Origin of the sequence: Streptomyces sp. NBC_00273, assembly GCF_036178145.1 — a bacterium.
GTDB lineage: Bacteria > Actinomycetota > Actinomycetes > Streptomycetales > Streptomycetaceae > Streptomyces.
This window is the reverse complement of the sequence record NZ_CP108067.1, coordinates 5,473,867-5,488,415: the sequence shown is the minus strand read 5'-3', so window position 1 is coordinate 5,488,415 and position 14,549 is coordinate 5,473,867. Positions and strand designations below refer to the sequence as shown.

21 protein-coding genes are annotated in these 14,549 nt (G+C 72.1%); 2 read left to right on the top strand and 19 right to left on the bottom strand.

Annotated features, from left to right (window positions below; all coding sequences use genetic code 11):
- Window positions 1-2: 2 nt before the first annotated feature.
- The 5 genes from OG386_RS24185 to OG386_RS24165 form a co-directional block, all read right to left on the bottom strand.
- Window positions 3-347, bottom strand: coding sequence for a DUF2516 family protein (locus OG386_RS24185; RefSeq protein WP_327384592.1), 345 nt, complete (start codon window positions 345-347; stop codon window positions 3-5).
- Window positions 348-488: 141 nt separating this feature from the next.
- Window positions 489-1,043 carry a hypothetical protein gene (locus tag OG386_RS24180; protein WP_328789848.1) on the bottom strand — a complete coding sequence of 185 codons (555 nt, stop codon included), beginning with the start codon at window positions 1,041-1,043 and terminating at the stop codon, window positions 489-491.
- Between the two features lie 23 nt (window positions 1,044-1,066).
- Window positions 1,067-1,450, bottom strand: a complete 384-nt coding sequence (locus OG386_RS24175) for a helix-turn-helix domain-containing protein (RefSeq protein ID WP_327384590.1) — start codon at window positions 1,448-1,450, stop codon at window positions 1,067-1,069.
- Window positions 1,451-1,513: 63 nt separating this feature from the next.
- Window positions 1,514-2,050 carry a hypothetical protein gene (locus OG386_RS24170; RefSeq protein ID WP_328789847.1) on the bottom strand — a complete coding sequence of 179 codons (537 nt, stop codon included), beginning with the start codon at window positions 2,048-2,050 and terminating at the stop codon, window positions 1,514-1,516.
- Window positions 2,047-2,976 (bottom strand): class I SAM-dependent methyltransferase, encoded by a 930-nt coding sequence (locus OG386_RS24165; protein WP_328789846.1) that lies wholly within the window; start codon window positions 2,974-2,976, stop codon window positions 2,047-2,049. The genes OG386_RS24170 and OG386_RS24165 overlap by 4 nt, the downstream gene beginning before the upstream one ends.
- Before the next feature lie 106 nt (window positions 2,977-3,082).
- On the opposite strand from OG386_RS24165, the gene OG386_RS24160 reads away from it, so the two are divergent.
- Window positions 3,083-3,649, top strand: coding sequence for a hypothetical protein (locus OG386_RS24160; protein WP_328789845.1), 567 nt, complete (start codon window positions 3,083-3,085; stop codon window positions 3,647-3,649).
- Between the two features lie 2 nt (window positions 3,650-3,651).
- Here OG386_RS24160 and OG386_RS24155 read toward each other — a convergent pair whose 3' ends face one another.
- The 5 genes from OG386_RS24155 to OG386_RS24135 form a co-directional block, all read right to left on the bottom strand.
- Window positions 3,652-4,083 (bottom strand): hypothetical protein, encoded by a 432-nt coding sequence (locus OG386_RS24155; RefSeq protein ID WP_328789844.1) that lies wholly within the window; start codon window positions 4,081-4,083, stop codon window positions 3,652-3,654.
- 11 nt (window positions 4,084-4,094) lie between these two features.
- Window positions 4,095-4,361: a hypothetical protein gene (locus OG386_RS24150; RefSeq protein WP_328789843.1), complete on the bottom strand. Its 267-nt coding sequence runs from the start codon at window positions 4,359-4,361 to the stop codon at window positions 4,095-4,097.
- Between the two features lie 32 nt (window positions 4,362-4,393).
- A complete protein-coding gene (locus OG386_RS24145) occupies window positions 4,394-5,164 on the bottom strand; it encodes a putative protein N(5)-glutamine methyltransferase (RefSeq protein ID WP_328793334.1) in 771 nt (256 codons plus the stop codon).
- A gap of 64 nt (window positions 5,165-5,228) precedes the next feature.
- A complete protein-coding gene (locus tag OG386_RS24140) occupies window positions 5,229-6,473 on the bottom strand; it encodes a GNAT family N-acetyltransferase (RefSeq protein WP_328789842.1) in 1,245 nt (414 codons plus the stop codon).
- A 47-nt stretch (window positions 6,474-6,520) separates the two neighbouring features.
- The gene (locus tag OG386_RS24135; protein ID WP_327384580.1) at window positions 6,521-7,096 is read right to left on the bottom strand and encodes an RsiG family protein; all 576 of its coding nucleotides are present in this window, start codon (window positions 7,094-7,096) and stop codon (window positions 6,521-6,523) included.
- Window positions 7,097-7,232: 136 nt separating this feature from the next.
- Here OG386_RS24135 and dtd point away from each other — a divergent pair, with 136 nt between their 5' ends.
- Window positions 7,233-7,658, top strand: a complete 426-nt coding sequence (gene dtd, locus OG386_RS24130; protein WP_030011201.1) for a D-aminoacyl-tRNA deacylase — start codon at window positions 7,233-7,235, stop codon at window positions 7,656-7,658.
- Window positions 7,659-7,685: 27 nt separating this feature from the next.
- On the opposite strand, the gene ygfZ is transcribed toward dtd, so the two are convergent.
- The 9 genes from ygfZ to OG386_RS24085 form a co-directional block, all read right to left on the bottom strand.
- Window positions 7,686-8,660, bottom strand: a complete 975-nt coding sequence (ygfZ, locus tag OG386_RS24125) for a CAF17-like 4Fe-4S cluster assembly/insertion protein YgfZ (protein ID WP_328789841.1) — start codon at window positions 8,658-8,660, stop codon at window positions 7,686-7,688.
- Between the two features lie 21 nt (window positions 8,661-8,681).
- Window positions 8,682-9,137 carry a Fur family transcriptional regulator gene (locus OG386_RS24120; protein WP_328789840.1) on the bottom strand — a complete coding sequence of 152 codons (456 nt, stop codon included), beginning with the start codon at window positions 9,135-9,137 and terminating at the stop codon, window positions 8,682-8,684.
- 93 nt (window positions 9,138-9,230) lie between these two features.
- Window positions 9,231-9,803: an FABP family protein gene (locus OG386_RS24115; protein WP_030659031.1), complete on the bottom strand. Its 573-nt coding sequence runs from the start codon at window positions 9,801-9,803 to the stop codon at window positions 9,231-9,233.
- Between the two features lie 293 nt (window positions 9,804-10,096).
- Entirely contained in the window at window positions 10,097-11,191 is a 1,095-nt protein-coding gene (locus tag OG386_RS24110; protein WP_328789839.1) for a hypothetical protein, read from the bottom strand.
- The gene (locus OG386_RS24105) at window positions 11,188-12,036 is read right to left on the bottom strand and encodes a hypothetical protein (protein WP_328789838.1); all 849 of its coding nucleotides are present in this window, start codon (window positions 12,034-12,036) and stop codon (window positions 11,188-11,190) included. Before OG386_RS24105 ends, OG386_RS24110 begins: the two co-directional genes overlap by 4 nt.
- Window positions 12,033-12,737 (bottom strand): hypothetical protein, encoded by a 705-nt coding sequence (locus OG386_RS24100; RefSeq protein ID WP_328789837.1) that lies wholly within the window; start codon window positions 12,735-12,737, stop codon window positions 12,033-12,035. The genes OG386_RS24105 and OG386_RS24100 overlap by 4 nt, the downstream gene beginning before the upstream one ends.
- Window positions 12,738-12,934: 197 nt before the next feature.
- The gene (locus OG386_RS24095; protein WP_030011782.1) at window positions 12,935-13,198 is read right to left on the bottom strand and encodes a DUF3099 domain-containing protein; all 264 of its coding nucleotides are present in this window, start codon (window positions 13,196-13,198) and stop codon (window positions 12,935-12,937) included.
- Between the two features lie 135 nt (window positions 13,199-13,333).
- Complete coding sequence (locus OG386_RS24090; protein ID WP_030011783.1) at window positions 13,334-13,624, bottom strand: DUF1416 domain-containing protein; 291 nt, start codon at window positions 13,622-13,624, stop codon at window positions 13,334-13,336.
- A 64-nt stretch (window positions 13,625-13,688) separates the two neighbouring features.
- Entirely contained in the window at window positions 13,689-14,534 is an 846-nt protein-coding gene (locus tag OG386_RS24085; RefSeq protein WP_328789836.1) for a sulfurtransferase, read from the bottom strand.
- Window positions 14,535-14,549: the final 15 nt, after the last annotated feature.

Genomic DNA, 14,549 nt, shown 5'->3' with positions numbered 1-14,549 from the left:
GGCTACCGTCCGCCGTTGTAGGGCCCGTACGGCCCGTCGCTGCTGCTGCCGCCGCGCCGGCCGCCACCACCGCCGCCCGAGACCTGCTTGAGGGCCGGGCGCACGTCGACGAAGAACACGATCGTCGCGACGAGACCGGCGATCTGCAGGAACAACATCCCCAGGAAGAAGTCCACGGCCACGGTGACGCCGAGGATGACCAGCCAGAAGGTCTTGCTCTGCTTGTCGGCCGCCCGGTACGCGTCCTCCCGCGCCACCAGGGCGAAGACGAAGGCCACGACGGCGAGCACCAGCATGACGAGCCCCAGGAACGGGATCACGCCTCGATCGAACCCTTCCATCAACATCGCTTCGACCGCCTTCTCAGCTTCTGCTTCGCACTTCCTATGCCGCCCGACTCCACGCTACCGGCACGGGCCCCTCCATGAACCACAACGGGCCGGGCACCTGAAGGGTGCCCGGCCCGCCGTCGCTCATGCGGCCGCGTATCAGCTCGCGTCGCCCGCGGTGACCGCAGCCTTCTTGGCCGTGCTCTTGCGCGCGGTGGTCTTCTTCGCGGCGGTCTTCTCCTCGCCGGCGGCCTCGGCCACCGGCTCCGACGCCGGCTCGGCCGCCGGCTCCGCCCCGGCCTCGGGCTCGACGGCCACGGCGATGTCGACGATCTCGGCGGAGACCTCGCCCCGCCAGGTCCGCACGGCCTGCTCGCCGTGCACGGCGACCTTGTCGTACGTCTCCTTGGCGCGCACCGCGTACTCGGCGGCCACGCCGACGCCGCGCAGCGCCAGGTCCTGGGCGGTCTCCCCGAGCTTCTTCGGGTCGATCGCGCCGAGCACCTCGGCGAACTTGGCGGTGACCGCCTCCTGGACAGCCTTCGGGTCCGTGTTCTTCACGGCCTCGATGCGCGCGGGAGCTTCGGCGCGCAGCTGCTCGATCAGGTCGGGCACCTTCTTGGCCTGCTGCACGGCCAGATCGGCGGTGCCCGCGGCGAAGTAGAGGGGAGTGGGGTCGGTGAGGGTCTTCTTCAGGTCATCGGCGATGGCCATGTGCTGGTCCTCCCGGATCAACTTCAGTTCGTCTTCGACGGCATCTCGTCGGTGGGCACGTCGAGCGCGTTCTCCTTGCGGAACGACTCGTAGATCTGGAGCAGCACCTGCTTCTGCCGCTCGTTGATGGAGGGGTCGGCGAGTATGACGGCTCGCGTCTCCACCTCGTCCGGGTCCCGCTCATCCAGGATCCCGGCCTGCACGTACAGCGTCTCCGCGGAGATCCGCAGCGCCTTGGCCAGCTGCTGCAGGATGTCCGCGCTCGGCTTGCGCAGCCCGCGCTCGATCTGGCTCAGGTACGGATTCGACACCCCCGCCTGCTCGGCCAGCTGCCGCAGCGAAAGCTGGGCCTGCCGGCGCTGCTCACGGAGGTATTCGCCGAGATTTCCGACGTTGAGCGATGCCATGCTCAGATCCTGCCCGACCTTGCTAACTATTGCAAGCGACTTGCTTGCAGCATCTCCCACCGGTCACCCGCGCGGAACGGCGTACCAGCGGCGGTGCACGAGCGGTTCGACGGACAGCACCGCGGCGCCCGCGACCGCGCCCACCAGGAGCGCGGACACGCCCGCGCCGCGAACGAGGACGCCGGCGCAGGCGGCGGCCACGGCCAGCGGCCGCAGCAGGGTCAGGGGGCCCAGGCCCGCCACCATGGCCAAGGTGCTGGCGCGGAACGGCAGCACGAGGTACGCGGCGAGCGACAGCAGCACGGCCGTGGCGTAGCAAGCGAGGGGGACCAGGAAACCGATGCCGCCCTCGGCGAGCGCCGCGTACGCCCGGTGGCGGTCGGCGGCGGCCAGCAGGACGGCGCCGGCCGTGAACACGGGGGCGAGCAGCAGCCCGCCGCCGACGGCCAGGCCGCGCAGGGACGCCCGTACGACGGCGCGGCCCTTGCGGATCCTGGCGTCCCGCCCGGCGTACGCGCGGAAGCCGCTGAACGCCGAGTCCACCAGGCCCAGCGCGATGAGCGCCCCGGCCAGGGCCGGCGCCGCGTCCTGCGGGGTCACCGCGCCGCTCCGACGAGCTGCTCGGGGCCCACGAGGCGGCGCGCGGCACGGCCCAACGCCCTGCGCAGCGGCGCCTCCAGCTCGGGCCGGACCCCGATGATCGGGCGCAGGGTGGTGCAGAACGGGTTCGCCAGCCCCCGGGGTTCGTACAACAGCGGCCGCATCCCCGGCGCGGCCGCCGCGTGCAGCAGCGTCTCGTCGGTGTGCGCCCGGCGGGCCGAGGCGACACCGTCGTGACGGCCCAGCGGGTGGCGCATCCGGGTCCGGTGGAACACCCAGGCCCCCACGGGCGCGAGCCGGGTGGCGGCGATGTCGAAGTGGCAGAAGGCGAGCGCGGGCGAGGCGGCCTGGGCCCGGAAGAACTCCGCGAGGTCGGGGCCCCGGAAATGGTGCAGCACCCCGGTGGACACGTACACGGTGGCCGCCTCCGGCAGGTCGAAGGCGTTCCCGTGGACGAAGCGGCAGTCCAGCTCCTCGGCCCGGGCCAGCCGGTCGGCCTCGCCGACGAGCGCGGCGTCCAGGTCCACGCCGACGAGCTCGACCTCCGGGCCGAGCGGGCCGTGGGCGGCGAGCCAGCGCACGACGTAACCGAGCCCGGAACCGACGTCGACCAGTCGCAGCGGGCCGGGGACCGTCGCGCGGACGGCCTCGAAGAGCGGGCCGAGCACGTGGACGAGCCGCTCCCCGAGGCGCAGTTCCTCGCTGAGCCGCTGTAGTTCGGTGTGTACGCCGATCATGAGCCGGTCCACGGCGCGCGGGTCGAGCACGTCGTGCCGGTCGGCGGGCAGCGCGGCGACGATGCGTGCGGCGCGCCGGTCCCCGGCCTCACGGAGCCGGTGCACGACCTCACCCCGGTGCACGGGCAGGCGCGCTCCGCTGCGCGGGTCCGTGACGGTGATCAGGTCGGATATTTCGAGGTGGGGCACGGTCGAGACCCTAGCCGCTGGCGCCCGGCCCCCACCGGTCCGCACGACCGGCCGCCGCCGCGATACTCGGTGGATCCGGTCGGGCGGGCGCCACAGGATGGGGCGCATGAGTCCGTCGAACGTCCCTCCCGTCCCGAACGTCCCTCCCGTCCCGCATCGGGTGGAGTTCCTGCGCCACCCCCACCCCGGTCTCCCGCACCTCACCGCCTGGGGCATCCGCATCGACGGCACCGACCTGCGCGTCCTCGTCGCGGAGGCGACCCGCGCGCTCTGGGGCCAGGAGATCGACGAGGACGACGACACCCCGCAGGAGCGCGACGAGTTCCTGCTGCGCCAGCACGCCCCGCTGCACCTGGTCGACGACCACGACGGGGCCCGGGCCCGGGCCCACTTCCTGGGCGAGGCGCCACCGGAGCTCCGCGACCGCAACACCGGCGCCCTGTGCCTCCTGAGCTGCCCCTGCGGGATCGACGAATGCTGGCCCCTGCTCGCCGCGGTCCGCGTCACGGAGAGCGCAGTCACGTGGTCCGGCTTCTACCAGATCCACCGGCCGCAGTGGGGCGAACTGCCCCTGGGCCCGTACGTCTTCGCGCGCCCGGCCTACGACGAGGCCCTGGCCGCGCCGATCCCGCTCGCCGAGGATCCGCTCGCCCCGCTGCTCGGGATGGAGTAGCCCTACGGGGTCGAGAGCCGCACCTCCGTCAGGTAGCCGGTCGGAGATCCGGCCCGCGGCAGGCTCACCCCGGGGTGCGGGCCCGGTCCGAGTGCCTCCAGCACCTCGGCGGCCGGGTACCCGAACAGGTCGACGTCATGGAGGACCACCGCAACGGCGGCCGGCCCGGTCGGTCCCGGCCCGCACCGGCCGAGGTGGACGGCTGCCAGACCCTGCCGGTCGTGGTCGGTCCTGCCGAGGCGGTCCGGGCAGTCGCCGTAGACGAGCAGCTCCAGGCCTTGGTAGCGGGCGGTGAAGGCCCAGCCCGTCCCGCAGACCCAGGTCTCCCGCACGTCCGCCAAGGTCGCGACGGCCCACCGGGCCTCCCGCTCGGACAGGCCGAACCGCAGGACGCCGGCCCGGTGCGGCAGGGCCAGACCCGTGGACGGCAGCACCTCGAACACCCCTAGGCACCGACGACGAGGTCGAAGTGCCCGGCCCCGCCGAAATCGGTGACGCTCAGGTCCCGGGCGATCAGGTCCCGGGCGATCAGGTCCCGGGCGAAGGAGTCGCCCGCGGCGGCGTGGCGGGCGAGCCGGAGCTCCAGCTCCGGCCGCAGGAAGGCGGCCGCCGGTGTCCCCGACCGCTCCACCAGGGGCGCGAGGCGACGGCGGGCGCCGAACCCCCGCCCGGCGTCCCCGGCCGCCGCCGCAGGCCTCTCGCTCCCCGTCATGCCCCCACCCTACGAAGGCCCGAAGGGCCGCGTCAGGCCGTGCCGATGACCACCGTCGCGTACAGCTCCTCCGAGCTCACCGCCCGGACCGCGAGGCCCGCCGACGTCAGGGCCGAGGCCGTCGACGGGGACTGACGGGCACTCGTCTCGATCAGCAGGTGGCCGCCCGGGGCCAGCCAGGGCAGGGCCCCCGCCGCCACCCGGCGGTGGATGTCCAGGCCGTCGGCCCCGCCGTCCAGGGAGACCAGCGGCTCGTGGTCCCGTGCCTCCGACGGCATGAGGACGATCTCCTCCGTCGGCACGTACGGGGCGTTGACCACCAGCACGTCCACCCGGCCGCGCAGCGAGGACGGGAGCGCCGCGTACAGGTCGCCCTCCCACACCCGGCCGCCGTACGGGGCCACGTTGCGCCGCGCGTACACCAGCGCCGACGGGTCGATGTCCGCCGCGTGCAGCTCCGTGCCGTCCGGCAGCCCCGCGGCCACCGCCGCGCCCAGGGCGCCGACACCGCAGCACAGGTCCAGTACCACCGCACCGGGCCGGGCCAGTGCCAGCGCCTCCCGCACCAGGAACTCGGTGCGCCGGCGCGGCACGAAGGCCCCCGCGCCGACCTCCATCCGCAGCCCGCAGAACTCCGCCCAGCCGACGACGTGTTCCAGCGGTTCACCGCCCACCCGACGGGCCAGCAGCTCCGCCAGGTGGTCCGCGTCGGTGGCGGCCCCCGTCAGGAGCTCCGCCTCCTCCTCCGCGAAGACGCAGCCCGCCGCGCGCAGGGATTCCACAAGTGATGTCACAGAGTTCAGTGTCCTCGGTACTCGGTACTAGGTACTCGGTCTTCGACAAGGGGTGCGCAGTCGTCCCGGGCGGTCAGAAGATGTCCGGGCACCACGGGCGGCGCGCGGTGCGGAACACCGCGTCCGCCAGCGCGGCCGCCCCCGGCCGTTCCTCCGTGACCCGTCCCAGCGCGGCCAGCCGCACCGCGGACGCGTCCCCCAGGTACAAGGAGCCCAGCACGGCCACGTCCAACCGCAGGTCCGCCGCCTCCTCGGTCCGCTCGCACGCGCCGGTGCCCGCGTCCAGCCGGTAGCGGCCGGCCGCCGGCCCCGTCCCGTCCGTGACCTCCAGGACGAGCACCCCGGGCACCTCGTACGTCCGCGCGCCCAGCGCCCGTACGACGTCCAGCACCCGCACCCACATGAAGTCCACGGCGGAGACGACCCGGGCCGAGCGCGGGTCGGGCAGCAGCTGCGGGACGAGGTCGTCGGGGGCCCGGTAGCCGGTGCGGACCTTCAGCACCCAGTCGATCGAGCACAGGAACTGCCACAGCGCCCGCTGCGCCTGCGGGGTGACCGCCAGCAGGTCCCTGACCTGCACGGTGCTTTGCGGAACCTTCGCGTCCGTCCAGTGGTCGTCGGCGCTGTAGACGGCGAGGCCGGCCACCTCCCCCTCCGCCGTGCGGTACACGGCGTAGAACTTGTCCTGGTAGGGGCGGTACGACCACTGCTCCAGGCCGGTCGCCAGGCTCCACCAGCGCTCGTCCCGGTTCACCGCCCCGGGCGTCAGCGCCCGCAGCCGCTCGTGCAGCTCGGGCCCCACCCGCCGCAGCTCCTCGACGTCCACCAGATCGATCCGCCCGCCGTCCACGGGCGCCGACAGCCGCCGGTCGAGCCCGGTGCGCGCGACGTCGATCTCCCACTCCACGAGGGAGGTGGCGGGCCCGAACCCGTACCGCCCGTAGATCGGGTACTCGGCGGCGATCAGCGTCGCGATCGCGTCGCCGCGCGCCTGGGCCGCGGCGAACTCGGCGGCCATCATCCGGGTCAGCAGGCCCTGACGGCGGTGGGTGGGCAGCACGCCCACGCTGGAGATCGCGGTCGCGCGGACGGCTGCCCCGCCGGGCACGGTCAGCTCCTGCGGGAAGGAACGCAGGGCCGCCACGCAGCGACCGTTGTCGGGGTCGAACGCCCCCTGCATCCGGGAGAAGTCGCTGTACTTGGCGCGCTGCGCTATGTCGGCCTCGGTCACCCGCGAGGTGGTCAGGAAACCGGTGTGCACGGCGCGCACCCAGTCGGGGAGTTCGGATTCGGCGATCGGCCGGACGTCAGCACTCATAGCCGCCCACGCTAATCTCCCGGCCGCCCGCGGTCGCCCCAATTTTTCTACGCCAGCAGGTCGTCCACCTGCGCCTCTCCCTCCCGGTACCGCCGGGTGATCTCCGTACTGCAGTCGTCCACCGTGCGCTGGAGCTGCTGGCGGCGCCGCGAGACCTGCTGCTCGTAGCGCACCAGCCGCCCCAACCCGTCGTGCAGTTCGCCGTCCGTGCGGGCGCCCAGGTCCGAGAGCTCCACGTCGGCCAACATCTCCGCGGCCAGCAGCCGGTACTCCTCGCTGTGCGGGGTGCCGAGCGTGACGTGCCGGGCAGAGGCGCTACGGCTGGAGGGGGCGTCGGCGAGGATCACCGAGAGCCGGTCCACCACCGGCGTCTCGGGGTCCGTCCGCCGGGCCAGCTCCGCCCGCAGGATGTCGATGCGGCCCTGGAGCAGTCTGCGCACGTAGCTCAGATCGGCCTCGTCGCGCTGCGCGTCGCGGCGCAGCGCGCGCAGTTCCGGCAGCCCGAGCGCGGTGGTCGCGCTCGGCGGCCCCTGCGTCTCGGCCGTGCGCTGCGCGGGCGGTCGTACCGCGGCAGCTGCGACGGAAGCGGGTGATGCAGGTACGGAGGTACCAGATGTATTCATACGAACGGGTCCGTCCCCTCGACCGGTGCGGCGCACCCGCACCGCCTGCTTGCATCGTGCCACTCCCCGTAGCCCCCACGCAGTCCCACTCCACCCGATCGGCCCCGGACGGGTGCAAGCCTGGTACACAGGTGGTATGCGAGCAGTGGTGCAGAGGGTGGACGGCGCGAGCGTCGTCGTGGGCGGCGAGACCGTGGGCGAGATCGTCGGCGAGGGGCTGTGCGTGCTGGTGGGGGTGACCCACGACGACACCCCGGAGAAGGCGGAGCTGCTGGCCCGCAAACTGTGGTCCGTACGGATCCTGGAGGGCGAGAAGTCCTGCAGCGACAACGGCGCGCCGCTGCTGGTGATCTCCCAGTTCACGCTCTACGGCGACGCCCGCAAGGGCCGCCGCCCCACCTGGAACGCGGCGGCCCCCGGCCCGGTGGCCGAGCCGCTGGTCGACGAGGTCGTGGCGCAGTTGCGCGCGCTGGGTGCGACGGTGGAGACGGGCCGGTTCGGCGCGGACATGCGGGTCTCGCTGACCAATCACGGCCCGTTCACCATCGTCATCGACATCTGAGGCGTCTGAGGCGTCTGACCGCAGCGGTCAGGGGGCTACGACGACCTCCTGCGCGGCGGCCGTCTTCCCGGCCAGCAGCGGCGCGTCGACCGGCACGTTCCGCTTGACCAGTGCGAGCGCGATCGGACCCAGCTCGTGGTGGCGGACGGCCGTGGTCACGAAGCCCAGCTGACGGCCCTCCTCCCCGTCCGAGGCGAGCCGCACCGGCGTGCCGTGCGCCGGGAGCAGCACCTCCGAGCCGTCCAGGTGCAAGAAGACCAGGCGGCGCGGGGGCTTCCCCAGGTTGTGGACGCGGGCGACCGTCTCCTGGCCGCGGTAGCAGCCCTTCTGCAGGTGCACGGCGGTACCGATCCAGCCCAGCTCGTGCGGGATGGTGCGGTGGTCGGTCTCCAGGCCGAGCCGCGGCCGGTGCGCCTCGACGCGCAGGGCCTCGTACGCGAGCAGGCCCGCGGCCGGGCCGTGCGCGGCGGCGAACGACTCCAGCTCGCCGCGGGGCAGGAAGACGTCCCGGCCGTACGCCGTCTCCCGGACGATGTGCTCCTTGTCCGGGGTGACCTCGGCGATGGAACCGGCCGGCAGGTGCACGACCGCGAACTCCTCGGTGCGGTCGGCGACTTCGACGCGGTAGAAGAACTTCATGGACTCCAGGTAGGCGATCAGCTCGCCCTGGGTACCCGGCTCCACGTGCGCCCACGTGGTCTCGCCGTCGTCGACGAGGTAGAGCGCGTGCTCGATGTGCCCGTTGGCGGAGAGGATCAGCGCCTCGGTCGCCTGCCCGGCCGGCAGCTCGGTGAGGTGCTGGGTGAGCAGCAGGTGCAGCCAGCTCAGGCGCTCCGGCCCGCTGACGGTGACGACTCCGCGGTGCGAGAGGTCGACGAATCCGCGCCCCTCGGTGAGGGCGCGCTGTTCGCCGTACAGCTCGCCGTAGTGGGCGGCGACGCCCTCGTCACGGCCTTCGGCCGGTACGGCGCCGGGGAGATGGAGCAAGGGGCTGCTGGTCATGGGACCAAGCGTACGACCCTGCTACGACTGAGCGGCACGCTGCTTGGCAGCGCACTTGCGGCACAGACCGAAGATCGCGAAGTGCTTCATGTCGGTCTCGAAGCCGAAGGTGCTACGGAGCTTCGCCGTGAACTCGGCGGCGATGTCCACGTCCGCCTCGATGACCTCGGCGCAGTCCCGGCAGACCAGGTGGATGTGGTGGTGCCGGTCGGCGAGGTGGTAGGTGGGGGCCCCGTGCCCGAGGTGGGCGTGCGAAACCAGCTTGAGCTCCTCCAGGAGCTCCAGGGTGCGGTAGACGGTGGAGATGTTGACCCCGGAGGCGGTCTTGCGCACCTCGACGAGGATCTCGTCCGGGGTGGCGTGCTCCAGGGCGTCGACCGCTTCGAGCACGAGCTGGCGCTGCGGTGTCAGCCGGTATCCGCGCTGCCGCAGGTCGCTCTTCCAGTCAGAGCCTTCGGTGTCCACGCTGCTCCCCACCCGGCCAGTGTATGCGCGCGAAGGGGACCGCGGGCGGTCCCGCGGTCCCCTTTCGCACAGCCTTGCGTATGGCGCTGTGTGCAGCCGGTGGGCTCAGCGGAAGAAGGCGATGCCGTCGTCCGGCATGTCCGGGAGGTTGCGCGCCATCTCGGCGACCTCCTCGGGCGTGACGACCTTCTTCAGCTGGGCCGACATGTACGGGCGCAGCTCGACGTCCGGGGTGGCCTTCTCGCCGACCCACATGAGGTCGCTCTTCACGTAGCCGTAGAGCCGCTTGCCGCCGCTGTACGGGCCGGAGGCCGCGGTGCGGGCGACCGCGTCGGTGACCAGGTCGATCTGGGGCTTCTGGTCGGCGAGCTCGCCGTACCAGACCTCGACGACGCCCTGGTCGCGGACCATGACGATCTCGACCTTGCGGTCCTTGTCGATGCGCCAGTAGCCCGACTCGGACTCCAGCGGGCGCACCTTGTTGCCCTCGGCGTCGAGGACCCAGGTGTGGGAGGTGTACTCCAGGAAGTCCCGGCCGTCGTGGCTGAAGACGACTTCCTGGCCGAAGTTGCACTTCTCCTCACCGGGGAAGTCGAAGACTCCCGCACCCTCCCAGTTGCCGAGGAGGAAGGCGAGGGGGACGAGGCCCGGGTTCAGGTCGGACGGGATCTGGATCATGAATGGCTGCTCAGGCGATCTGTCGGAGGGGTTCCGGGGCGGTCTGCTGGGCGGATGCTCAGCGCTGACCCTGGTACAGCTTCTTGACGGCCAGGCCGGTGAAGGCCATGACGCCGACGCAGACCAGGACCAGCAGGGAGGTGAAGACTGCCTCAAGCACGGGGTGCTCCTCGGAATTCGTTCGGGGGGTACGGGCCGGTCCCCAAGCCTACTGTCCCGGGGCCGGGCGCACTGTGTGAGGTGGCCCGTAGACCCGGGCCGGCCCGGGTCCGGCCCGGGTCCGGCCCGGCGGGTCAGCTCAGCAGCTGGCTCTGCAGGATCACCGACTGGTGGAAGGTGACGGGGGCCACCTCGCCCTTGTGGGTCTGGATGACCATGCCCAGGACATCACCCGTCCGGAGGCACCCGATCTTGGTCTGCTCGTCCCCGAGGACGGGCTTCACTTCCTGGTAGATGCTGAGTTCGGTGCCGTCGAAGTTGGCCGCCCCCGGGAAGTCCAGCGTGGTGCTGTTCATCTGGGTGTTCTTGGCCTTGCTCCACACGTCATCCAGGTCGAGGGCCGAGACGCCGTTCAGCTGGGCGTTGCTGTCGCAGCCCTTGAACGCGTCCACGAAGCCCGAGGAGTGGAAGCGCAGCAGGTACACGTGCGTCCGCGTGCCGTCCGCCGTGGTCCAGCCCCGACCGGTGATCTGCCGCAGCCCGTCCCATTCGAGGGACTGCTTCAGCTTCTCGCGGGCCTCGGGCGTGTACTCCTCCAGGAAGGCGTCGGCCGACACCGCCCCGTCCTTGTCCGCCTTGACCGTGTCGTCGGTCTTGGCGCCCACGGGGGCGGGCAGCAGCAGGCCGCCCAGCTGCGCGTAGTGCGTCCCGTCCTTGTTGTCCGGGCCCTGGGGCACCGGGGCGCCGGCGGGCAGCGCGGGCCGGGACAGCTCCGGGAACGTCCAGCGGCCGTCGTCCTCGGTGGACAGGCCGGGGATGTCGGTGCGCTCGGGCACCGTGATCCCGTACGCGACCCCCGTGCCGACGGCGGCGAACACGGCGACGGCGGCGGTCCAGCGCAGGGCGGCGAACAGGCGCCGCCGGTCCTTGGGCGGGGCGGGCGGGACGGGCGGGGAGCCGGCCTCGGGCGCGGGCGCGGCCTCGGGCGCGGGCGCGGCCTCGGGCGCGGGCGCGGCCTCGGGCGCGGGCGCGGCCTCGGGCGCGGGAGCAGCCTCGGGAGCAGCCGTGGGCGCGGGCGGGACCGAGGGCGCGGGCGCCGCCTCGGTCACGGCCACGGTCACGGCCTCGGTGGCAGCGGTGGCCGCGGGGGCCTGCGGGGCGGGCGCGGGCTCGGCGGCGGGCGCGGGCACGGCCTCCCCCTCGGTGCCGGTGGTGGTCTGCTCGCTCACGCGGACTCTCCGGGGGACTTGAGGTGGTCGAGTTGCTGCTTGAACAGGCCCGCGGCGTCCTTCACCGCGAATCCCTTGCTCCCGTACATGCGGAAGGTCACGAGGACGTCCCCTTCGACGGCCACGCAGTCGAGGGCGTCGATCTTCTCCTTGCCGTCCTTCCCGCCGGTGAGCGAGTCGTCCAGCCCGCACTTGGCCTGCGGATAGCCCTCGACCTGGGGCGCCTTGCCGTCGGCACCGGTGAACTCGATGAGCTTCTTGGCGAACTCCCCGAACGTGGCGAGCTGCTGCGGATCGGCCTGGACGAGCCGGATCTCGGCGACCGCGCCGCCGTAGCCTTCGGCGCGGGCGTAGCTGCGCCCGGCCATGCCCTTGAGCTTCAGGTCCGCCAGCGCCTTGTCCCGCTCGGTGCGCTCGCTGCTGGAGAGGCCCGTACGGGCGTCCTTGAAGCTCTGCAGCGCCTTGTCGCTCGGGAGGTAGTAGAAGTTGCCCTCGAGGTCGAGGTCGGGACCGGCCCAGTAGTTGGCGGGCATCGGCATCAGCTTGGCCGTCAGCTCGTTGGGGGGCACGGACGGCACCGGGGCCGCCGAGCCGCCGGTCGTGTGCTCCTCGGGCACCCAGTACCGCGTCGGCGAGGTCCGGTCGGCGTCCGCGAGCGCGGCCGCGGCGGCGACACCGGCGCCCGCGAGGACGACGACGCCCACGGCCGCCGAGACCAGTGCGAGCGTCCTACGGTTCGTCTTGCGCGCGGGCGCGGGCGCGGCCGTCTCGGCCGCCGCGATCACGGGCTCGGTGGGCTGCACGGCGTCCGGCACGGCGTCGGTTGCGTTCTGCTGCTCGCTCACAGCCGCTCCATCTGTCGCTTGGCCAGCTCGGCCACGGTCTTCTCGTCGATCTCGCCGCGGTTGTTCGCGTACTCGACGATCGCCACGATGTCGCCGCGGCGGATCACGGCACGGCTCTGCCGGACCGGGTGGTAGCCGGGCTTCTCGCGCGCCTCGGAGTCGATCCACATGTGCCCGAAGTCCGCCGGAGCGCCGGGGAGATCCTTGCCCGTGTTGCCCGCGAAGTCCTTGTTGGGCATGTACTTCACGATGTCCGTGTAGAAGTCCTCGGCGCCGAGGCGGTCGCGGAACTGGATCAGGTTGATGTCGACGAAGTTCCGGTCGTTCTCGGTCCAATGGACGGCGGCGATGCGCTTGGCCTGCCGGACGAGCGTGCCGACACCCGCGGAGGGCTTGTTGAAGTAGTCCACGGAGAAGGCGTCCGGGGACACGGGTCCCGAGGAGCCGTTCTGCCCGCCGCCGGGGATGTCCACCAGCTTCTTGGCCAGGTCCTCGTCCGCCTTGTTCCAGCGGTTGGCGTTGATCGAGCGCTTGGTCGTCGCGTCGTTCATCGCCTGCGGCTTCGGCGCGGCCATCTCCTGCTGGGCCAGCGGCGGCAGCGGGGTGGGCTCGCGGTGGTACTGCACCGCGTAGCCGGTGATCGTCCCGGCGAGGACGCCGAGTACGGCCGCGCCCGCGATCAGGAGAACCGTGCGCCTCACCCGGCGGCGCGGGACCGAAGTGTCCGATTCCGGTGCGCCCTCCCCCTCTTTCTGCGACTCCGGGATGGTCTGTTCGTGTTCCAAAGGGGCCCCCCACAGGACTGCAGGCGCGGGTTGGTTACCCGCGCGTACCCCTTGACCCACACCGCGACGGACCAGTTGTACGAGGGAAGATCACATTCTCATCTCGTGAGGTTTCAATCCTCGTGACGCCGCTTTCCATCCAGTTCGTCCCACCACTCATCGGACTTCGGATCGCCCGAGGGGTCGTCCCACCAGCGGTCGTCCGGGCCGCGCCGGTTGGCGATCATCGCGGCGACCGGTGGGATGACCATCGCGACCACGCACATGGCCACCGCCGCCTCCACCGACAGCAGGCGCACGAAGGTCCAGGCGGAGACGAAGAGGACCAGGCATCCGCCCATGAGCAGGAAGTAGGCGCGTCGGCGCCGGGCGTACATGCCTCCAGCGTAGATCCGGCGCGCCCGCCCGCAAGGGCGCGGACGGCACGAAGGGCCGCACCCCGTTCCAGTGGCGTCCAACCCCCGGGGGTGCGGCCCTTCGGCCGTTCGATCAGGCGATCACATGTGCGGTGCTCAGACCGCGATCGCCACGTCCGTCACGCCGCCGGCCTCGGCGACGACCACGGCGCGGTCCGCCTGGGCGCCCGGGACGAGCGCCCGCAGCGTCCAGGAGCCGGTGGCGGCGTAGAAGCGGAACTGGCCGGTCGCCGAGGTCGGGACCTCCGCGGTGAACTCGCCGGTCGAGTCCAGCAGGCGGACGTAGCCGGACACCGGCTCGCCGTCCTTGGTGATCTGGCCCTGGATGGCCGTCTCACCGGGCTTCAGCGTCGCGAGGTCGGGCCCGCCGATCTGTGCTCCACACATGTTCTCTGTCCTGTCCTAGAGAGGTCGTACTACGAGGGCGTCGCGTGCCCGGTCGTCCGTCTGGTTACTTGTTGGCGCCGAGCTCGATCGGCACGCCGACGAGCGAGCCGTACTCGGTCCACGAACCGTCGTAGTTCTTGACGTTCTCCTGGCCCAGGAGCTCGTGCAGCACGAACCACGTGAGCGCGGAGCGCTCACCGATGCGGCAGTAGGCGATGGTGTCCTTCGCCAGATCGACCTGCTCCGCCTGGTAGAGGGCGGTCAGCTCGTCGTCCGACTTGAAGGTGCCGTCGTCGTTGGCGTTCTTCGACCACGGGATGTTGCGGGCGCTCGGCACGTGGCCGGGGCGCTGCGACTGCTCCTGCGGGAGGTGCGCCGGGGCGAGCAGCTTGCCGGAGAACTCGTCGGGCGAACGGACGTCGACCAGGTTCAGGGAGCCGATCGCGGCCACGACGTCGTCGCGGAAGGCGCGGATGGAGGTGTCCTGGGGCTTGGCCTTGTACGCGGTGGCCGGGCGGTTCGGGACGTCCTTGCCGTCGACCAGGTCGCGGGAGTCGAGCTCCCACTTCTTGCGGCCGCCGTCGAGGAGCTTGACGTCCTGGTGGCCGTAGAGCTTGAAGTACCAGTAAGCGTAGGACGCGAACCAGTTGTTGTTGCCGCCGTAGAGGACGACGGTGTCGTCGTTGGAGATGCCCTTGGCGGAGAGGAGCTTCTCGAAGCCCTCCTGGTCCACGAAGTCACGGCGGACCGGGTCCTGGAGGTCGCTCTTCCAGTCGATCCGGACGGCGTTGGTGATGTGGTTCTTGTCGTACGCGGACGTGTCCTCGTCCACCTCGACGATGACGACATTGGCGTCGTTCAGGTGGGCCTCGACCCAGTCGGCGTCTACGAGGACGTCGCTGCGGCTCATGGTGTTCTCCTCCGG